Annotated in this window: 13 protein-coding genes and 1 pseudogene; 6 read left to right on the top strand and 8 right to left on the bottom strand. The window is 72.3% G+C overall.

Going from position 1 to position 15,238, the window contains the following annotated elements:
* Positions 1 to 429: 429 nt before the first annotated feature.
* A complete protein-coding gene (locus I2W78_RS06755) occupies positions 430 to 1,308 on the bottom strand; it encodes a GntR family transcriptional regulator (RefSeq protein WP_196464449.1) in 879 nt (292 codons plus the stop codon).
* A 178-nt stretch (positions 1,309 to 1,486) separates the two neighbouring features.
* Between I2W78_RS06755 and I2W78_RS06760 the strand changes: the two genes are divergently transcribed.
* Both I2W78_RS06760 and I2W78_RS06765 read left to right on the top strand, forming a co-directional pair.
* Positions 1,487 to 2,335 (top strand): (2Fe-2S)-binding protein, encoded by an 849-nt coding sequence (locus I2W78_RS06760; RefSeq protein ID WP_196457820.1) that lies wholly within the window; start codon positions 1,487 to 1,489, stop codon positions 2,333 to 2,335.
* 264 nt (positions 2,336 to 2,599) lie between these two features.
* Positions 2,600 to 3,643, top strand: coding sequence for a DUF2637 domain-containing protein (locus tag I2W78_RS06765; RefSeq protein ID WP_196457822.1), 1,044 nt, complete (start codon positions 2,600 to 2,602; stop codon positions 3,641 to 3,643).
* 67 nt (positions 3,644 to 3,710) lie between these two features.
* Here I2W78_RS06765 and I2W78_RS06770 read toward each other — a convergent pair whose 3' ends face one another.
* From I2W78_RS06770 to I2W78_RS06780, 3 genes are all read right to left on the bottom strand, one after another.
* On the bottom strand, positions 3,711 to 4,193 hold the full coding sequence (locus tag I2W78_RS06770; protein WP_196457824.1) for an ATP-binding protein: 483 nt from the start codon (positions 4,191 to 4,193) through the stop codon (positions 3,711 to 3,713).
* 362 nt (positions 4,194 to 4,555) lie between these two features.
* On the bottom strand, positions 4,556 to 6,298 hold the full coding sequence (locus tag I2W78_RS06775) for a pyruvate dehydrogenase (protein WP_196457827.1): 1,743 nt from the start codon (positions 6,296 to 6,298) through the stop codon (positions 4,556 to 4,558).
* Positions 6,299 to 6,353: 55 nt separating this feature from the next.
* Positions 6,354 to 7,709 carry a protein phosphatase 2C domain-containing protein gene (locus I2W78_RS06780; protein ID WP_196457828.1) on the bottom strand — a complete coding sequence of 452 codons (1,356 nt, stop codon included), beginning with the start codon at positions 7,707 to 7,709 and terminating at the stop codon, positions 6,354 to 6,356.
* A gap of 256 nt (positions 7,710 to 7,965) precedes the next feature.
* Here I2W78_RS06780 and I2W78_RS06785 point away from each other — a divergent pair, with 256 nt between their 5' ends.
* Both I2W78_RS06785 and I2W78_RS06790 read left to right on the top strand, forming a co-directional pair.
* A complete protein-coding gene (locus I2W78_RS06785; RefSeq protein WP_196457829.1) occupies positions 7,966 to 8,949 on the top strand; it encodes a helix-turn-helix transcriptional regulator in 984 nt (327 codons plus the stop codon).
* Positions 8,950 to 9,041: 92 nt separating this feature from the next.
* Positions 9,042 to 9,524 (top strand): DUF456 domain-containing protein, encoded by a 483-nt coding sequence (locus I2W78_RS06790; RefSeq protein WP_196457830.1) that lies wholly within the window; start codon positions 9,042 to 9,044, stop codon positions 9,522 to 9,524.
* A gap of 139 nt (positions 9,525 to 9,663) precedes the next feature.
* Here I2W78_RS06790 and I2W78_RS06795 read toward each other — a convergent pair whose 3' ends face one another.
* The 4 genes from I2W78_RS06795 to rsgA all read right to left on the bottom strand — a co-directional run bounded on the left by I2W78_RS06795 (position 9,664) and on the right by rsgA (position 13,439).
* Entirely contained in the window at positions 9,664 to 10,305 is a 642-nt protein-coding gene (locus I2W78_RS06795; protein ID WP_196457831.1) for a LysE family translocator, read from the bottom strand.
* Positions 10,306 to 10,346: 41 nt separating this feature from the next.
* Positions 10,347 to 10,853 carry a methylated-DNA--[protein]-cysteine S-methyltransferase gene (locus I2W78_RS06800; RefSeq protein ID WP_196457832.1) on the bottom strand — a complete coding sequence of 169 codons (507 nt, stop codon included), beginning with the start codon at positions 10,851 to 10,853 and terminating at the stop codon, positions 10,347 to 10,349.
* Entirely contained in the window at positions 10,850 to 12,244 is a 1,395-nt protein-coding gene (locus tag I2W78_RS06805) for a DNA-3-methyladenine glycosylase 2 family protein (protein WP_196464450.1), read from the bottom strand. The genes I2W78_RS06800 and I2W78_RS06805 overlap by 4 nt, the downstream gene beginning before the upstream one ends.
* Positions 12,245 to 12,347: 103 nt before the next feature.
* Positions 12,348 to 13,439: a ribosome small subunit-dependent GTPase A gene (rsgA, locus tag I2W78_RS06810; RefSeq protein WP_196457833.1), complete on the bottom strand. Its 1,092-nt coding sequence runs from the start codon at positions 13,437 to 13,439 to the stop codon at positions 12,348 to 12,350.
* 503 nt (positions 13,440 to 13,942) lie between these two features.
* Here rsgA and I2W78_RS06815 point away from each other — a divergent pair.
* Both I2W78_RS06815 and I2W78_RS06820 read left to right on the top strand, forming a co-directional pair.
* Positions 13,943 to 14,236: pseudogene (locus I2W78_RS06815) on the top strand (DNA helicase UvrD); the annotation flags it as partial.
* Positions 14,236 to 15,207: a Tn3 family transposase gene (locus I2W78_RS06820; protein ID WP_374222720.1), complete on the top strand. Its 972-nt coding sequence runs from the start codon at positions 14,236 to 14,238 to the stop codon at positions 15,205 to 15,207. The pseudogene I2W78_RS06815 and the gene I2W78_RS06820, both read left to right, overlap by 1 nt.
* Positions 15,208 to 15,238 lie beyond the last annotated feature (31 nt).

Genomic DNA, 15,238 nt, shown 5'->3' on the forward strand with positions numbered 1-15,238 from the left:
GCCCGGCACAACGGCTTACACCCGCGCCCACCCGTGCCGCCCCAGCAGCACGACTGCCCGCGACTGGACGGCACCGCATACCTGCCGCTGGACAGCACCACACACCCGCGACGGGGCGGCACCACACACCCACCGCAGGACGACACCAGGTGCCCACGGCTCAGCGGCACCGCAACCCACAACCGGAGGGCACCGCATGCCCGCCGCTGGGCCGGTGATAGCCGCACTCGCGCACGCACGGAAGGGGCCGTGTCGGGGGGTGTCCGCCCGCAGCGGTTGGCGCGTCAACCCGGGCAAGTTGGTAAGTGACCGATTCCGCGCCGTTCCGAGGACGGACACCCCCCGGCGCGGCCCCGACCCACCCCCGGGCCGTAGGCGCTGCAGCGGCCCCCACCGATCAGCCACAGGCCGCCGCAGGCACCGGCACCCTCACCCCACGGCGAAGTGCGCCTCCACCAGCCCCCGCACCGCATCCAGATCCCGCACCACCAGCGCATCCAGCAGAGCGGCATGCTCAGCCGCATCCGCCACCAACTCCGTACGCCCCCGCGAGGCCGAGGCCGAGGCCAAGGCCCCCACCAACGGCCACTGCGCCCGCCGATGCACATCATCGGCGATCCGCACCAACTGCGAGTTCCCCGCAAGCCCCAGCACACCCCGGTGAAAGGCCCGATCGGCCTCCGCATACGTCGCCCGACACCCGGACGAGGCCGCCCGCACCGACGCCTCCGCCAACGGCCGCAACTCCGCCCACCGCTCCGCGGACACCGTACGAGCCAGCCGCAGAATGACAGGAACCTCGATCAGCCCCCGCACCTCCGCCAACTCCGCCAGCTCACGAGAATCCCGCTCGACCACCCGAAAACCCCGGTTGGGCACAACCTCGACGGCCCCCTCCAGAGCCAACTGCTGCATGGCCTCCCGCACAGGCGTCGCCGACACCCCGAACCGCTCCCCCAGCGCCGGCGCCGAGTACACCTCCCCCGGCCGCAGCTCCCCCCTCACCAACGCCGCACGCAACGCGTCAAGAATCTGCCCCCGCACGGACGCCCGCTGCACCACCGCCCGAACCGGCTGCTCACTGTGCGTGTGCTCCCCGTGCGCGTGCCCCCCGTGCGCGTGCCCCCCGTGCGCGTGCTCCCCGTGCGTGTGCTCCCCCCGCACACCCTCAGCCGACTCACAGTCCCGCCCCCACGCCGCATCCGCGGCCCCAGGCTGCGCGGGCACCCGCACCTGCGGCACCGAAACCGAATCCCCCACACCGCCCACACCCCCCACCTCCACGAAGCCCGGCACGACTCGCTTCATGGGGTTCACAGGGGTCCTCCTCCGGACGTGTCAGTACTTGGGGTCATTACGGCGTCTTGTTACTCATCCGTCAAGCACCTTAGGCGCAGAAGCCCCCAGTTCAAATCCTCCCCCCTTCCGCTAAGGTAAGCCTTACCTTCAAACAGGCCCCAGACATCTCCGATTGGGTGGTCCCCGTATGCCCACGCCCGCCTCGGCCACAGCACACGCGTACGCCCGCCTCACGGAAGCCGTCCCCAGCCTCGGCATCACAGAACTGGACCCCACCGAGCCCTTCCCCACCACCCCCGGCTGGATCACCACCGCCGCCATAACCACACACAGCACCGCCCTCGACGACTTCCTGGCCCACGACGACGCCCAGGTCGTCCGCGACTACGCCCAGCGCGCCCGCCCGGACGTGATCGCCAGCTTCGGCCTGCACCGCTACGCCTGGCCGGCCTGCCTCCTGATCACCGTCCCCTGGTTCCTCAGCCGCCGCGTCCCCCGCTACCCCGTGACGCATGTCTCGTACAACCGCACGGCCCCCGGCCTGGCCATGGGCCGCCTCGCGGTCCGCCCGCACGGCTTCGCCTGCCTCCCCGGCGACCCGGCCGCCGCCCTGCCCGGCGCCACCGTGGTCCCGGACGAGGAGGCCCTGCGGACCGAGGTGCGCGCGGCGGTCGCCGAGCACCTCGAACCGGTCCTCGCCGCCTTCGGCCCCCGGATGCGCCGCCGCGGCCGCGCCCTGTGGGGTACGGCGACCGACGAGATCGTCGAGGGCCTCTGGTACGTCGCCCACCTCCTCGGCGAGCAGGACCGCGCGCGCCACGAACTGGAGCTGCTGCTGCCGGGCGCGACCAAGCCGTACGCCGGTTCGGCCGCCTTCCGCGAGCTCAAGGGCCCCAACGGCGAGACACTGCCCACCCGGGACCGGGCGAGCTGCTGCATGTTCTACACCCTGCGTCCCGAGGACACCTGCGCCACCTGCCCGCGCACCTGCGACGCGGACCGCGTCACCAAACTGCTGGCGACAACCGCCAGTTGAGCCTCCTGCGCCCCACCGCATCGCCCACGCACAGGGAATTCACACCTCCCCCACCAGCCGCAGGAACTTTCAACACAACCACCCGTCCGGGTACTCTTACTCGAACTCAACTCCCGCCCCTCAAGCGGCAGTTCGAGCAGAACGCCGCCCCGGGCATCCCCTTGCACTTCATTGGCGGCCTCTTGCCCCGAAACCCCCTGAGGGCCGGTGGGTTTGGGCCACCATGGCGGGCGTTACGCCCTATCCCAATGCAAGGGACCCCAGATGAGACTGACCGACATATCGCTGAACTGGCTGCTACCGTGCGCCGTACTGCTCGCGGGCATGCTGACGGCGGTTGCGGTACTCCAGCGCGGCAAGCGTTCCGCGGGGAAGGACGCGAGCGCGGACGACTCGTGGGAGCGCGCCGAGGAGCGCCGCAGACGCAAGGAGGCCATCTACGGCACCGCCTCCTATGTGCTCCTCTTCTGCTGTGCCGCGGTCGCCGCGGCCCTCTCCTTCAAAGGCCTCGTCGGCTTCGGCCAGCAGAACCTCGGCCTCTCCGGCGGCTGGGAGTATCTCGTGCCGTTCGGCCTCGACGGCGCGGCGATGTTCTGCTCCGTGCTCGCGGTGCGCGAGGCCAGCCACGGTGACGCGGCGCTCGGCTCCCGGATACTGGTGTGGACGTTCGCGGGCGCGGCGGCCTGGTTCAACTGGGTGCACGCCCCCCGCGGCCTCGGACACGACGGTGCCCCCCACTTCTTCGCGGGCATGTCCCTGTCGGCGGCGGTCCTCTTCGACCGCGCCCTGAAGCAGACCCGCCGGGCCGCGCTGCGCGAGCAGGGCCTGATTCCGCGCCCGTTGCCGCAGATCCGCATCGTCCGCTGGCTGCGGGCGCCGCGTGAGACGTACAAGGCCTGGTCGCTGATGCTGCTGGAAGGCGTCCGCACCCTCGACGAGGCGGTCGACGAGGTGCGCGAGGACAAGCGGCAGAAGGAGGAGGCCCGGCTGCGGCGGCGCGAGCAGCAGCGGCTGGAGCGGGCGCAGCTCAAGGCGATCAGCCGGGGCCACGGGCGCGGCTTCGTCGGCCGGAGCGGCGGACGGCACGTCGAGCTGCCCACGGTGGAGCAGGCCGAGCGCGTCTCCGCGGAGCCTGCCATATCCACCGGGGAGCCACTGCCCGTTCGCGCCCGGCCCTCACTTCAGCCCGTCCGCAGGGGCGCTGAGCCGGTCACCGTCGACCTCACCGCGGAGGACGACACAATGGCCCTCCCGCGTCTCGACTCCCTTGAGCGCAAGCTGAAGGACCTTGAGCAGCAGTTCGGCTAGAGCCGGACAGCACGGGACCGGGGTGCGGTCCGACTCGGGCCGCACCCCGTGCCGTTCGAGCGGCGTCTCAGGCGGCGTCCGCGTCGAGTTCGAACCACACCGACTTCCCCACCCCGTGCGGCCGTACGCCCCACGCGTCCGCGAGGGACTCCACCAGCACCAGCCCCCTGCCGTGCGTGTTGTCGTCGGCGTTCGCCACCCGCAGTCGCGGCGGTCGGGCCACGAAGTCCCGTACCTCCACCCGCAGTCCCCCGGGTCCGACGCAGGCCGTCAGGACCGCGTCGTCGTCGGTGTGGACGATGGCGTTGGTGACGAGTTCGCTGGTGAGCAGTTCCGCTATCTCCGCCCGGCCGGGCTGTCCCCAGTGCCGTAGCAGGTCGCGCAGCTCTCTGCGGGCCTCCGGGACCGCCCTCAGGTCCGCCCGCCCGAGTCTGCGCGTCAGTTGCGGCGCCTGTGCCTGCTCCGTGGCGCCGTCGGCCTCTTCCTCCACCGTCCCTGCCGAGAAGGCCCCGATCGCCGTGGGACCGCCCCCTCGTGCCTGCCTCTTCATGACCCCCGCCCGCGTGCCGATGTCGGTTCCCCTCCTGCTCGAACACGTTCACGGGGATGCTTGCCCGATGGGTACCGGGGACAGTCATGTGGAATTGTCAACGACCAGATGTTCGGCCACGGCCGGGCCCGCCACGGGCGCCCCGGCCGACCGCCGCCCGCGCGCCCGACGCGGCCCGGCCCGCCATGACCGGCCCCAACTACCGGACTACGCCTGCCGATCCGGTCGTATCCGCCAATCCCGGGTGACCGCCGTTTGCCGACAGCCGCTCTCCGGCCACCGCACGGCCACCGTGGCGCGACCGTAGAGACTGGCCGAAACCATGCGGCACTGCGCCAGTAGAGGCCGTACGCCGGACAGGCCTAAGGCCGGGGCACATTGCGGAGGTTGGAGCGGGCCAGCTGGAGCATCCGGCCGACGCCGCCGTCCAGCACGATCTTCGAGGCGGACAGGGCGAACCCGGTCACCATCTCGGCCTTGATCTTCGGCGGGATGGACAGGGCGTTGGGATCGGTGACGACGTCGACGAGTGCGGGTCCCTTGTGCCGGAAGGCGTCCTTGAGGGCGCCGGCGAGCTGCTTGGGCTTCTCGACGCGGACGCCGTACGCGCCGCAGGCGCGGGCCACTGCGGCGAAATCGGGATTGGTGGCGGCCGTGCCGTACGACGGCAGGCCGGCGACCATCATCTCCAGCTCGACCATCCCGAGGGAGGAGTTGTTGAACAGCACGACCTTCACCGGCAGGTCGTGCTGGACCAGGGTCAGGAAGTCCCCCATCAGCATGGTGAATCCGCCGTCCCCCGACATCGACACGACCTGCCGGCGACGGTCGGTGAACTGGGCGCCGATCGCCATCGGCAGCGCGTTCGCCATCGAGCCGTGGGAGAACGAACCGATGACGCGGCGGCGGCCGTTGGGCGAGATGTACCTGGCGGCCCAGACATTGCACATACCGGTGTCGACAGTGAACACCGCGTCGGTGTCGGCGACTTCGTCGAGGACGGACGCCACGTACTCGGGGTGGATCGGGATGTGCTTCTCCACCTTCCTGGTGTACGCCTTGACGACCCCTTCCAGCGCGTCCGCGTGCTTCTTGAGCATCTTGTCGAGGAAGCGCCGGTTCTCCTTGGTCTTCACGCGGGGGACGAGACAGCGCAGCGTCTCCCGGACGTCCCCCCAGACGGCCAGGTCCAGCTTGGAGCGGCGGCCCAGGTGCTCGGGGCGCACGTCGACCTGGGCGATCCGCACGTCGTCGGGGAGGAAGGCGTTGTACGGGAAGTCGGTGCCGAGCAGGATCAGCAGGTCGCACTCGTGGGTGGCCTCGTAGGCGGCGCCGTAGCCGAGGAGTCCGCTCATTCCGACGTCGAACTTGTTGTCGTACTGGATCCACTCCTTGCCGCGCAGGGCGTGCCCGACCGGAGACTTGATCTTCTCGGCGAACTCCATCACCTCGGCGTGCGCCCCGGCCGTGCCGCTTCCGCAGAAGAGGGTGACCTTCTCGGCCTCGTCGATCAGTTCGACGAGGCGGTCGATCTCGGCGTCGCCGGGGCGGACGGTGGGGCGGGAGGTGACCAGGGCGCTCTCGGGGGCCCGGTCGGGGGCGGGCCGGTCGGCGATGTCGCCCGGCAGGGTGACGACGCTGACGCCGCCGCGACCGACGGCGTGCTGGATGGCGGTCTGCAGCAGCCTCGGCATCTGCTGCGGGCTGGAGATCATCTCGCTGTAGTGGCTGCACTCCTGGAACAGCCGGTCGGGGTGGGTCTCCTGGAAGTAGCCGAGGCCGATCTCGCCGGACGGGATGTGCGAGGCGAGGGCGAGGACCGGGGCCATGGAGCGGTGGGCGTCGTACAGGCCGTTGATGAGGTGCAGGTTGCCGGGTCCGCAGGAGCCGGCGCAGGCCGCCAGTTTCCCGGTGATCTGGGCCTCCGCGCCCGCCGCGAAGGCGGCGGTCTCCTCGTGCCGTACGGAGATCCAGTCGATGGCGGAGTTGCGGCGGACCGCGTCGACGACCGGGTTGAGGCTGTCGCCGACGACGCCGTACAGGCGTTTGACTCCGGCGCGGGCGAGGATGTCGACGAACTGTTCGGCGACGTTCTGCTTGGCCATGGCTCGATGCACCCCTTCGGCTCTCGTTGGGTCCATCAATCCACAGGGTGGGCCCCTACGCCTCCCAGACGGCCGCCACCGTACGGTCGTCGGCGTAGCCCTTCACCCGTACCTGGGTGTCGGCGAGGAAGGCGGCGAGGCCCGGTGGCTGCGGTGCCGACCACCGCTCTCGCAGATGCGCGGGCAGCTCCGGTTCGCCGCGCAGCGGCTCGGCCAGGCCGTCCGTGCACATCAGGAGCGTGTCGCCCGGTCGGGCGACGGAGGCGCGGAAGCGGAAGGGTTCGCGGGGCGGTTCGGGGGCCGGTTCGTAGGGGCTCGGCGGGGTGGGGATGCCGAGGTCCATGGTGAGCCGGTCGCCACCGGGGGTCTCGGCGGGCGGTGACCCGAAGCCGAGGACGGGTTCGCCGGCGACCTCGCCGATCTGCGGTTCGATGTCCTGCCAGGCGCCGTCGCGCAGCCGGAACAGGCCGCCGGCGCCGACGCCGAAGAAGACGCGGGTACGGCATCCGGGGTCGGCGGGCAGCAGCAGGCAGCGCAGGGTGGCGGCGTACTCGTCGGGCCTGAGGCCCTGTTCGGCGGCGCTCGCGCGGAGTTTGCCGAGGCTGCGGTCGGTGAGGCGGTGCAGGCCGGACTTCAGGTCGCCGCGCCGGCCGGCCCGGATGTCCTCGGCGAGCCGCTCATGGCTGCGCCCGACCGCCCGCCCGATCCACCGGCACACCTCGGCGGCGGCGCGGTGCGCCCCGGCGGTGGCCCGTACGCCGGTGGCCATCGCGACCAGCACGAGCGCGTCGTCGCCGGTGCCGAACCGCGCGGTGAGCAGCGCGTCGCGGCGGGGCTCGCCCCGGTACCGCGCGGAGTCCCCGCGCACGGAGGCCGCGCGCAGTGTGCAGGCCCCGTAGTGGGCGCCGTCCAGCATGGTGTCGGCGACCAGGCCGCCGAGGTCGTCCGGGTCGGCGGGCGGGAGGGCGGTGGGTTCGGGGTCGTAGGTAGGTGGGCCGGAGCCCACGTGGTGGAGAAGGGTGCGGGTGACCGGGCTCGGGCGGGCCGGTGGCGGTGGGGGCGGCGGGGGTGGATCCGCGAAGGTGGGGGACGGGGTGCCGGTGGTCGAGGTGGTGGGGCCTTGGGGAGGAAGGGGGCGTGGGGTGGGTACGGCGGGGACCGGCCCGGCGTCGTGCGGCTCGGGGACGCCGGGACGATCGGCGGTGTCCCGCGGCGGCCGTGCGCCGCTGCGCGGCTTCGGTAAGACGTCCCGGGCATCGGGCGGTCCGGTCACCGCGCCCGACGCCGAGGCGAAGCGGTCGTCCAGTGAGTCGGGCGTGCGCGTGGGGCCCGTGTCCTCGGTGGTGTCGTCGTACAGCTGCCCCCACCAGTCGTCGGAGTGACCGGCGGGCCTTCCCCCCTGCTGGCTCATGCCCCCAATTGTCCACCGCACGGGCCGGATGAAAACGGGGCGTTCGGAAAATGATGAGGGCCGCCGGGCGGTTCCACCCCCCACGGGAGAACCGCCCGGCGACGTCGAAGGGCCCGGCCCCCCGTCGGCGCCGGTGGCCCCACCTTCGCAGAGTTACGGGCGGTACGGCGATGATGTGCCGAGGCGGTTTTGCGCCGTGGCCGGTTTCCGCCACGGCCGCACCGCGGGGTCCGGATTCCGGGGAGGGCGACGGTTGATGCTGGCGGCGATAGGCCTGGACGGGACACATGAGTCGGCGTATCGCGCGCTGGTGGCGGTGGGCGCCGCCGACGTGTCCGATCTGGCCCGGCGGCTGACCCTCGGCGAGCACGACACGGAGCGCGCGCTGCGCCGCCTGGAACGGCACGGTCTCGCCGCCCAGTCGTCCGCGCGGCCCGGCCGCTGGGTGGCCGCCCCGCCGGGTGTGGCGCTGGGCGCGCTGCTCACCCAACGACGGCACGAACTGGAGCAGGCGGAGCTGGCGGCCGCGCTGCTGGCCGAGGAGTACCGGGCGGCGGCGGCCGAACCGGCCGTGCACGACCTGGTCGAGGTGGTGATCGGCGCGGCGGCGGTGACGCAGCGGTTCCTGCAGTTGCAGCTGGGGGCGACCGACGAGGTGTGCGCGCTGGTCACCGGTACGCCGGTGGCCGTGACCGGCGAGGAGAACCACGCGGAGGAGCAGGCCGCCGCCCGGGGCGTGCGCTACCGGGTCGTGGTCGAGCGGGCGGTGCTGGATCAGCCGGACGGCGTGACCGAGCTGGGCGCGGCGCTCGGCCGGGGTGAGGAGGTGCGGGTGGTGGACCAGGTGCCGACGAAGCTGGTCGTCGCGGACCGCGCGCTCGCCCTGGTGCCGCTCACCTCGCCGACCGCGGAACCGGCCGCTCTGGTGGTGCACGCGAGTGGGCTGCTGGAACTGCTGGCGGGCCTGTTCGAGTCGGTGTGGCGGGAGGCGCTGCCGCTGCGGCTCGGCGACACCGGCGTCACCGAGCAGGGCCCCGAGGGTCCCGACGGCACCGATCTGGAGATCCTGTCCCTGCTGCTGGCCGGCCTGACCGACGCGAGCGTCGCCAGACAGCTCGACCTGGGCCTGAGGACCGTACAGCGGCGGGCGAAACGGCTGATGGAGCTGACGGGGGTGACTACCCGGCTGCAGCTGGGGTGGCACGCGTATGAGCGGGGGTGGGTGGCCCGGGAACGCTGACGGTTCCGCGCGCACGCGCCGGGGAGCAGCCGATGCCCGCCGCCCCACCCCGGCGACCTGCGAGTCTCCCCGGGCTCCTGCACGCTGGGCAGATGGGAGTGTGGCAGCTCCTGCTGGCCGGCCTGGTCATGGTGTTCGGCCTGTGCGGAGTGCTGGTGCCCGGTGTTCCGGGGTCGTGGCTGGTGTGGGCCGCGGTGATGTGGTGGGCGCTGCAGGATCCACGGCCGGTCGCCTGGTTCCTGCTGGTCGGCGCCACCGTCGCGCTGTTCCTGTCGCAGGTGGTGCGCTGGGCCCTGCCGCCCCGCCGGCTCCAGGAGTCCGGCGCCACCCCCCGGATGGCGGTGTACGCCGGACTCGGCGCGCTCGTCGGCTTCGTCGTCGTCCCCGTCGTCGGCGCGATCCCCGGCTTCATGGCCGGTATCTACCTCTGCGAACGCCTCCGACTCGGCCGCCACGGCGAGGCCAGGGCCGCCCTGCGCACGGCGATGCGCTCGGGCGGGTCCAATGTGCTCGCGGAGCTGTTCACCTGCCTGCTGATCATGGGCGCGTGGCTGGGCGTGGTGATCTGGGCCTGACCTGCCGGACGACGGGACGTCGGCTTCTAGGGCCTGTTGCGAAAGTGGCCTCGTCGCCCGGAGGGCGGCCGCGCGGCGTCCGGTGCGCCGAGAGTGCGTGCCGGGCGTCGCGCGGCAGAGGCCACTTTCGCAACAGGCCCTAGTCCTTGCGGCCGGTCGTCGCCACGGTCACGCCGAGGCCGATCATGGTCAGGCCGCCGATGCCGCCGACGGCCGCGAGCCGCCCGGGGGAACGGGCGAACCAGTTCCGCGCGCCGGCCGCCACCAGCCCCCACACGCTGTCGCAGGCGACCGCGATGACGTTGAAGACCAGGCCGAGCAGCAGCATCTGCGTGATGACGTGCCCCTGGGCGCGGTCGACGAACTGGGGCAGTACGGCGGCGAAGAACACGATCGTCTTCGGGTTGGTCACCCCGACCGCGAACCCCTCCCACAGCGTGCGCAGCCGCCCGTGGGCGACCTCCGCCGCCCCGCCGAACGCCGCCCGCAGCGTGTGACGCTGCCGTATCGCGCGCACACCCAGGTGAATCAGATAGGCGGCGCCCGCCAGCTTCAGCGCCAGGAAGACGACGGCCGACCGCTCCACGACGGCCCCGACGCCGAACGCCACGGCGACCACGAGGACGTACGCCCCCAGGGTGTTCCCCACGACCGTGGTCAGCGCGGCCCGGCGCCCCTGCGCCAGGGCCCGCCCGATCACGAAGAGCACGCTCGGCCCCGGCACCACGATCAGCAGGAACGACATGGCGGCGAACGCCACGAGTCGATCGGTCGACATCATGCCGCCCACGCAATCACGCGGGCGGCCAGAGGTTCAATCGGTTAACGCAGCACGCCCTCCAGCGTGAGCAGCCGCACCTTGCGGTCCAGGCCGCCCGCGTAGCCGGTCAGCGACCCGTCGGCGCCGATCACCCGATGGCAGGGGCGCAGGATCAGCAGCGGGTTGGCGCCGATCGCGCCACCGACGGCGCGTACGGCGGCGCGCGGGGCTCCGATCCGCGCGGCGATCTCGCCGTACGTGGTGGTCGCGCCGTACGGCAGCGAGTCGAGCGCCGCCCACACCCGCCGCCGGAACGGCGTCCCCTCGGAACGGGACCGCAGCCGGAACTCCTTCAGCTCCCCGGCGAAGTACGCGGCGAGCTGCTCCTCCGCCTCCCGGAACAGCGCGGGATCGTGCCGCCAGCCGTCCTGGACGGTCCGCCCGCCCTTCTGCCCGGGCACGGAGAGGGAGGTGAGGGTGCCGCTCGGGTCGGCGGTGAGGAGCAGCTCGCCGACGGGGCAGTCGACGGTGGTCCAGTGGGTCGGGGTGGCGGTGACGGGGGTGTTCACGTGAACTCCAGCTCCCCTGCTGCGCGCAGGTGTTGTACGGCGTACGAGCGCCAGGGGCGCCAACTGTCGGGTACCTCCGCGCCGGGCGGGGCGACGTCCGGGTCACCGAGGGCGCGGGTGCGAACGACGGCGACGGTGGCGGGGTCCACGCCGGGCAGGGCGAGCAGGGCCGCCTGCGCGTCGTCCCGGTCGGCGCCCGGATCCAGTCGTACGAGGCCGTCGGCGAGGGCCGCGGTGAGCGCGCCCAGGGTGCCTTCGGGTTCGGCCCCGGCGAGGACGGCCGGTTCGGGGAAGAGGTGGGTGAGGGTGCCGCAGGGCGCGTCGAGGGCCTTGCCGTACCGACGTACCAGCCCCTCCGCCACCGACCGCCCCACCAGCGCCCGTACCGCCAGCTCCTCCGGGTCCGCGGCGCCCGGCGACCGCAGGCCCGGCCGCGCGGCGACCAGCGGAGCGAGCCGCGGATCGGCGCCGAGGCGTTCGTCGACGGCGTACGGATCGGCGTCGAGGTCGAACAGCCGCCGCAGCCGCTGTACGGCGGTGGTGAGGTCCCGCGGGTCGGTGAGATGCAGCCGGGCCTCCAGCCAGCCTCCGGGGTGGGTGGCGGAGCCGGAGCTTGCGGTCCGCTCGTCGACGGCGACGATCCCGGTGCCGTACGGCAGCCGGAGCGTACGCCGGTAGGTGCGCCGGCCGGTCGCCCCGCCGACCTCCTCGATGCCGGGCACGGTCTCACGCGCCAGCAGGTCGAAGACGGCACCGGCGTGATACGGGCCGCGGTAGGCGAGCCGCAGCGGGAACCCGGCGCTCGGCGTGTCCGCCCGCCGGGCGGTACGCCCCTTGGGCGCGGCGGCCCGCAGATCGCTCGGGGTGGAGGCGTACACCTCGCGGACGGTGTCGTTGAACTGCCGCACACTGGCGAACCCGGCCGCGAACGCGATGTGCGTGATGGGCAGGTCGGTGGTCTGGATCAGCACGCGCGCGGTGTGGGCGCGCTGCGCCCGGGCGAGGGCGACGGGCCCGGCGCCGAGCTCGGCGGTCAGCTGCCGCTGCACCTGCCGCGCGCTGTATCCGAGCCGCGCGGCGAGCCCGGCGACCCCCTCGCGGTCCACGACCCCGTCGCCGATCAGCCGCATGGCGCGGCCGACGACATCGGCCCGTACGTTCCACTCGGCCGAGCCCGGCACCGCGTCCGGCCGGCACCGCCGGCAGGCGCGGAAACCCGCGCCCTGGGCGGCGGCGGCCGTCGCGAAGAACCGCACGTTGTGCCGTTTGGGGGTGACGGCCGGGCAGCTGGGCCGGCAGTAGATGCCGGTGGTCTCGACGGCGAAGAAGAACGCGCCGTCGAACCGGGCGTCCCTGCTGCGCACGGCTTCGTACCTGGTGTCCTCATCCATCACGTTGTCCAGTCTCCGCCGGGGCGGAGACTGCTGCTAGCGGGATTCGGACACCCAGTTGTGCGACTCGCCGGTGTGTGACTTCCGGCCGAGTGACCGCGGCCTACCGCCAACCCCGCCGCTTTGCCTCCATGGCGGCCCGCCCCTCCGCCCCCTTCCGCTTCCAGTCCTTACGGATCTCCGCCCGGACCCGGGCATCGGTCTTGGCCACGATCCACTGGTTCTCCCGAATCAGCTTCCGGTAGCTCTCCAGCCGCCGCACCGGCAGTTCCCCCGCCTCGACGGCGGCCAGCACCGCACACCCCGGCTCGGACACGTGCGCGCAGTCGTGGAACCGGCACCCGTCGGCCAGCTCCTCGATCTCGGCGAACACCTGCCCGACCCCGGTACCGGCGTCCCAGAGCCCGACCCCGCGCAGCCCCGGCGTGTCGATCAGCACACCGCCGCCGGGCATCAGCAGCAGGTTGCGGGTGGTGGTCGTGTGCCGGCCCTTCCCGTCGACGTCCCGGGTGGCCTGCACCTCCATCACGTCGTCCCCGAGCAGCGCGTTGGCGAGCGTGGACTTGCCCGCGCCGGACTGTCCGAGCAGCACGGACGTACCGCCGCAGACGACGGCGGTGAGGACGTCCAGCCCGTCCCCGCCGACCGCGCTGACCGCCAGCACCGGCACTCCCGGTGCCGTGGTCTCCACGTCCTGCACGAGGTGCCCGAGCGTCACCGCGTCCGGCACGAGATCGGCCTTGGTCAGGACGACCACCGGCTGCGCCCCGGACTCCCAGGCGAGCGCGAGGAAGCGTTCGACGCGGCCGAGGTCGAGTTCGACGGCCAGCGACACGGCGATGATCGCGTGGTCGACGTTGGCGGCGAGGATCTGCCCCTCGGACCGCTTGGAGGAGGTGGAGCGTACGAAGGCGGTACGGCGTGGCAGATACGTCCGTACGTAGCGGGGGCTGCCCGCGGGTTCGACGGCGACCCAGTCGCCGGTGCACACGACCCGCATCGGATCGTGCGGTGTGACGAAGGCGGTGTCGGCGCGCAACACTCCGTCGGCGGTGGCCACGTCGCACTGACCGCGGTCGACCCGGACGACCCGCCCGGCCAGCAGCCCCTCGCAGTCGTACGGGGTGAACTCGTCCGCCCATGCCTCGTCCCAGCCGTAGGGGGCGAGCGCGGCGGAAGCAGAAGTGGAAGTCAAGGGAGACCCTTCACAAGGGTGGCCCCGGCGGGCGCGCGTACGACGACGCGCGCGGAAGCGTCGAGTGTGTCAGCCGGTGGCCACGGAGGTGGACTTGATGAACTCCGGGATGCGGGCAGCGCCCAGCGCAGCGACAGCCATCGGTCAACACCTCCCAGGTCACACGCAGCGAACAGCGGCGGCACGGAGCAGCCGCAGGAACGAACATGACCCTAGCCACCCGGCCAGACGATGCGCCAGCGATTTTTCAGCGCAGCACCTCGTCGTGGCGAGATCGCACTGCCCACGGTCGATGCGCAGCACGCGGCGGGGCAGGGGACCCCGCTCGCCATAGGGAGTGAACGCGGCGGCCAAGTGAAGATCCCTGCCGTAAGCGCTGAGGGCAGCGGAACTGAATCTGTGAGACGAAGGGTGACCCTTCGCACGGGTGGCCCCGGACACCGCGCGCTCGGACGCGACGACGCCACTCCTCATCCGTACGACAGAGGTCAGGGGAATTACTGTTGCCGCAGCTCGCCGTCGCGAACACCCTGTGGGCCGAGTACGAGCAGCTGGACAAGCCGGTGCGGGCCGGCGTGCGCAAGGCGATGGCCAAGTTCCAGACGCTGAGCACGGTGGAACTGAGATCGGACAAAGGACTCCAACTCACGGTTGTGTCCCAGGCGCGTGACCCGCGCATCAGGACGATCCGCATCACCGCCTTCTGGCGAGGCGTCATCCTCGCGCCGGACGACGGCAGCGAGACCTACCTGCTCCTGAAGGTGCTGCCACATGATGAGGCAGCCGTGTGGGCTTCGTGGCCGAGCCCACCGGCCTGGTGGCCCTCAAGGACTTCATGACCGAGTACCACGCCCGCTACGGCGGCAACGGCGTGATGGTGTACTGGCACGTCGAGCGGAAGAACGTCTGCATCTACTCCCAGCTCAAGAGCTGTTCGTCGTCCGAGGTCGCGGCGATGATCGAGGGCCTGCTGCGGCACTGCACGGACGCCGAGATCGAGTCGAACTACGTCGACACCCGCAGCGCGAGCGTCGTCGGGTTCGCCTTCACCGAACTGCTCAACTTCCGCCTCCTGCCGAGGCTGAAGAACATCGGCAGCATCCGCCTGTACCGCCCCGACGACACTCCGCCCGGCTGGCCGGCGCTCGGCGCCTCGCTGACCAGGCCGATCCGCTGGGAGCTGATCGAGCAGCAATACGACCAGACAGTCAAGTACGCCACCGCGCTCCGGCTGGGGACGGCGGAGGCGGAGCAGGTGCTGCGGCGCTTCACCCGCGGCGGCCCCAAGCACCCCACCTACCAGGCCCTCGAAGAACTCGGCCGCGCCGTGCGTACGGTCTTCGCCTGCGACTACCTGGCCGGCCCTGGCCTGCGCCGCGAGATCCACGGCGGCCTCCAGGTCGTGGAGAACTGGAACAGTGCGAACACCGTGCTCCACTACGGCAAGGACGGCGCCCTGACCGGCCCGGACAAGGAGCACGCCGAGACCTCGATGCTTGCCTTGCACCTGCTGCAGTCCGCGCTCGTGCACGTCAACACCCTGCTGATGCAGCAGGTCCTGGCCGAACCGGCGTGGGCGAAGAAACTCAACGACGAGGACCGGCGTGGGCTGACCCCGCTCTTCTGGTCGAACGTGAACCCCTACGGCACTTTCCGTCTTGACCTGGACGCCCGGCTCGACCTGGGTCCGGCCCTGGCCGTGCCCCGTCCCCGTATGCCGGAAAGCGCAGGCGCCCCCGCGGCAGGGGAGTCCCGGCATGCCCGCTGAACGGACCGGCTGGTGGACCGCTGTGACAAGG

This window comes from Streptomyces spinoverrucosus (assembly GCF_015712165.1).
GTDB classification, from domain to species: domain Bacteria; phylum Actinomycetota; class Actinomycetes; order Streptomycetales; family Streptomycetaceae; genus Streptomyces; species Streptomyces spinoverrucosus_A.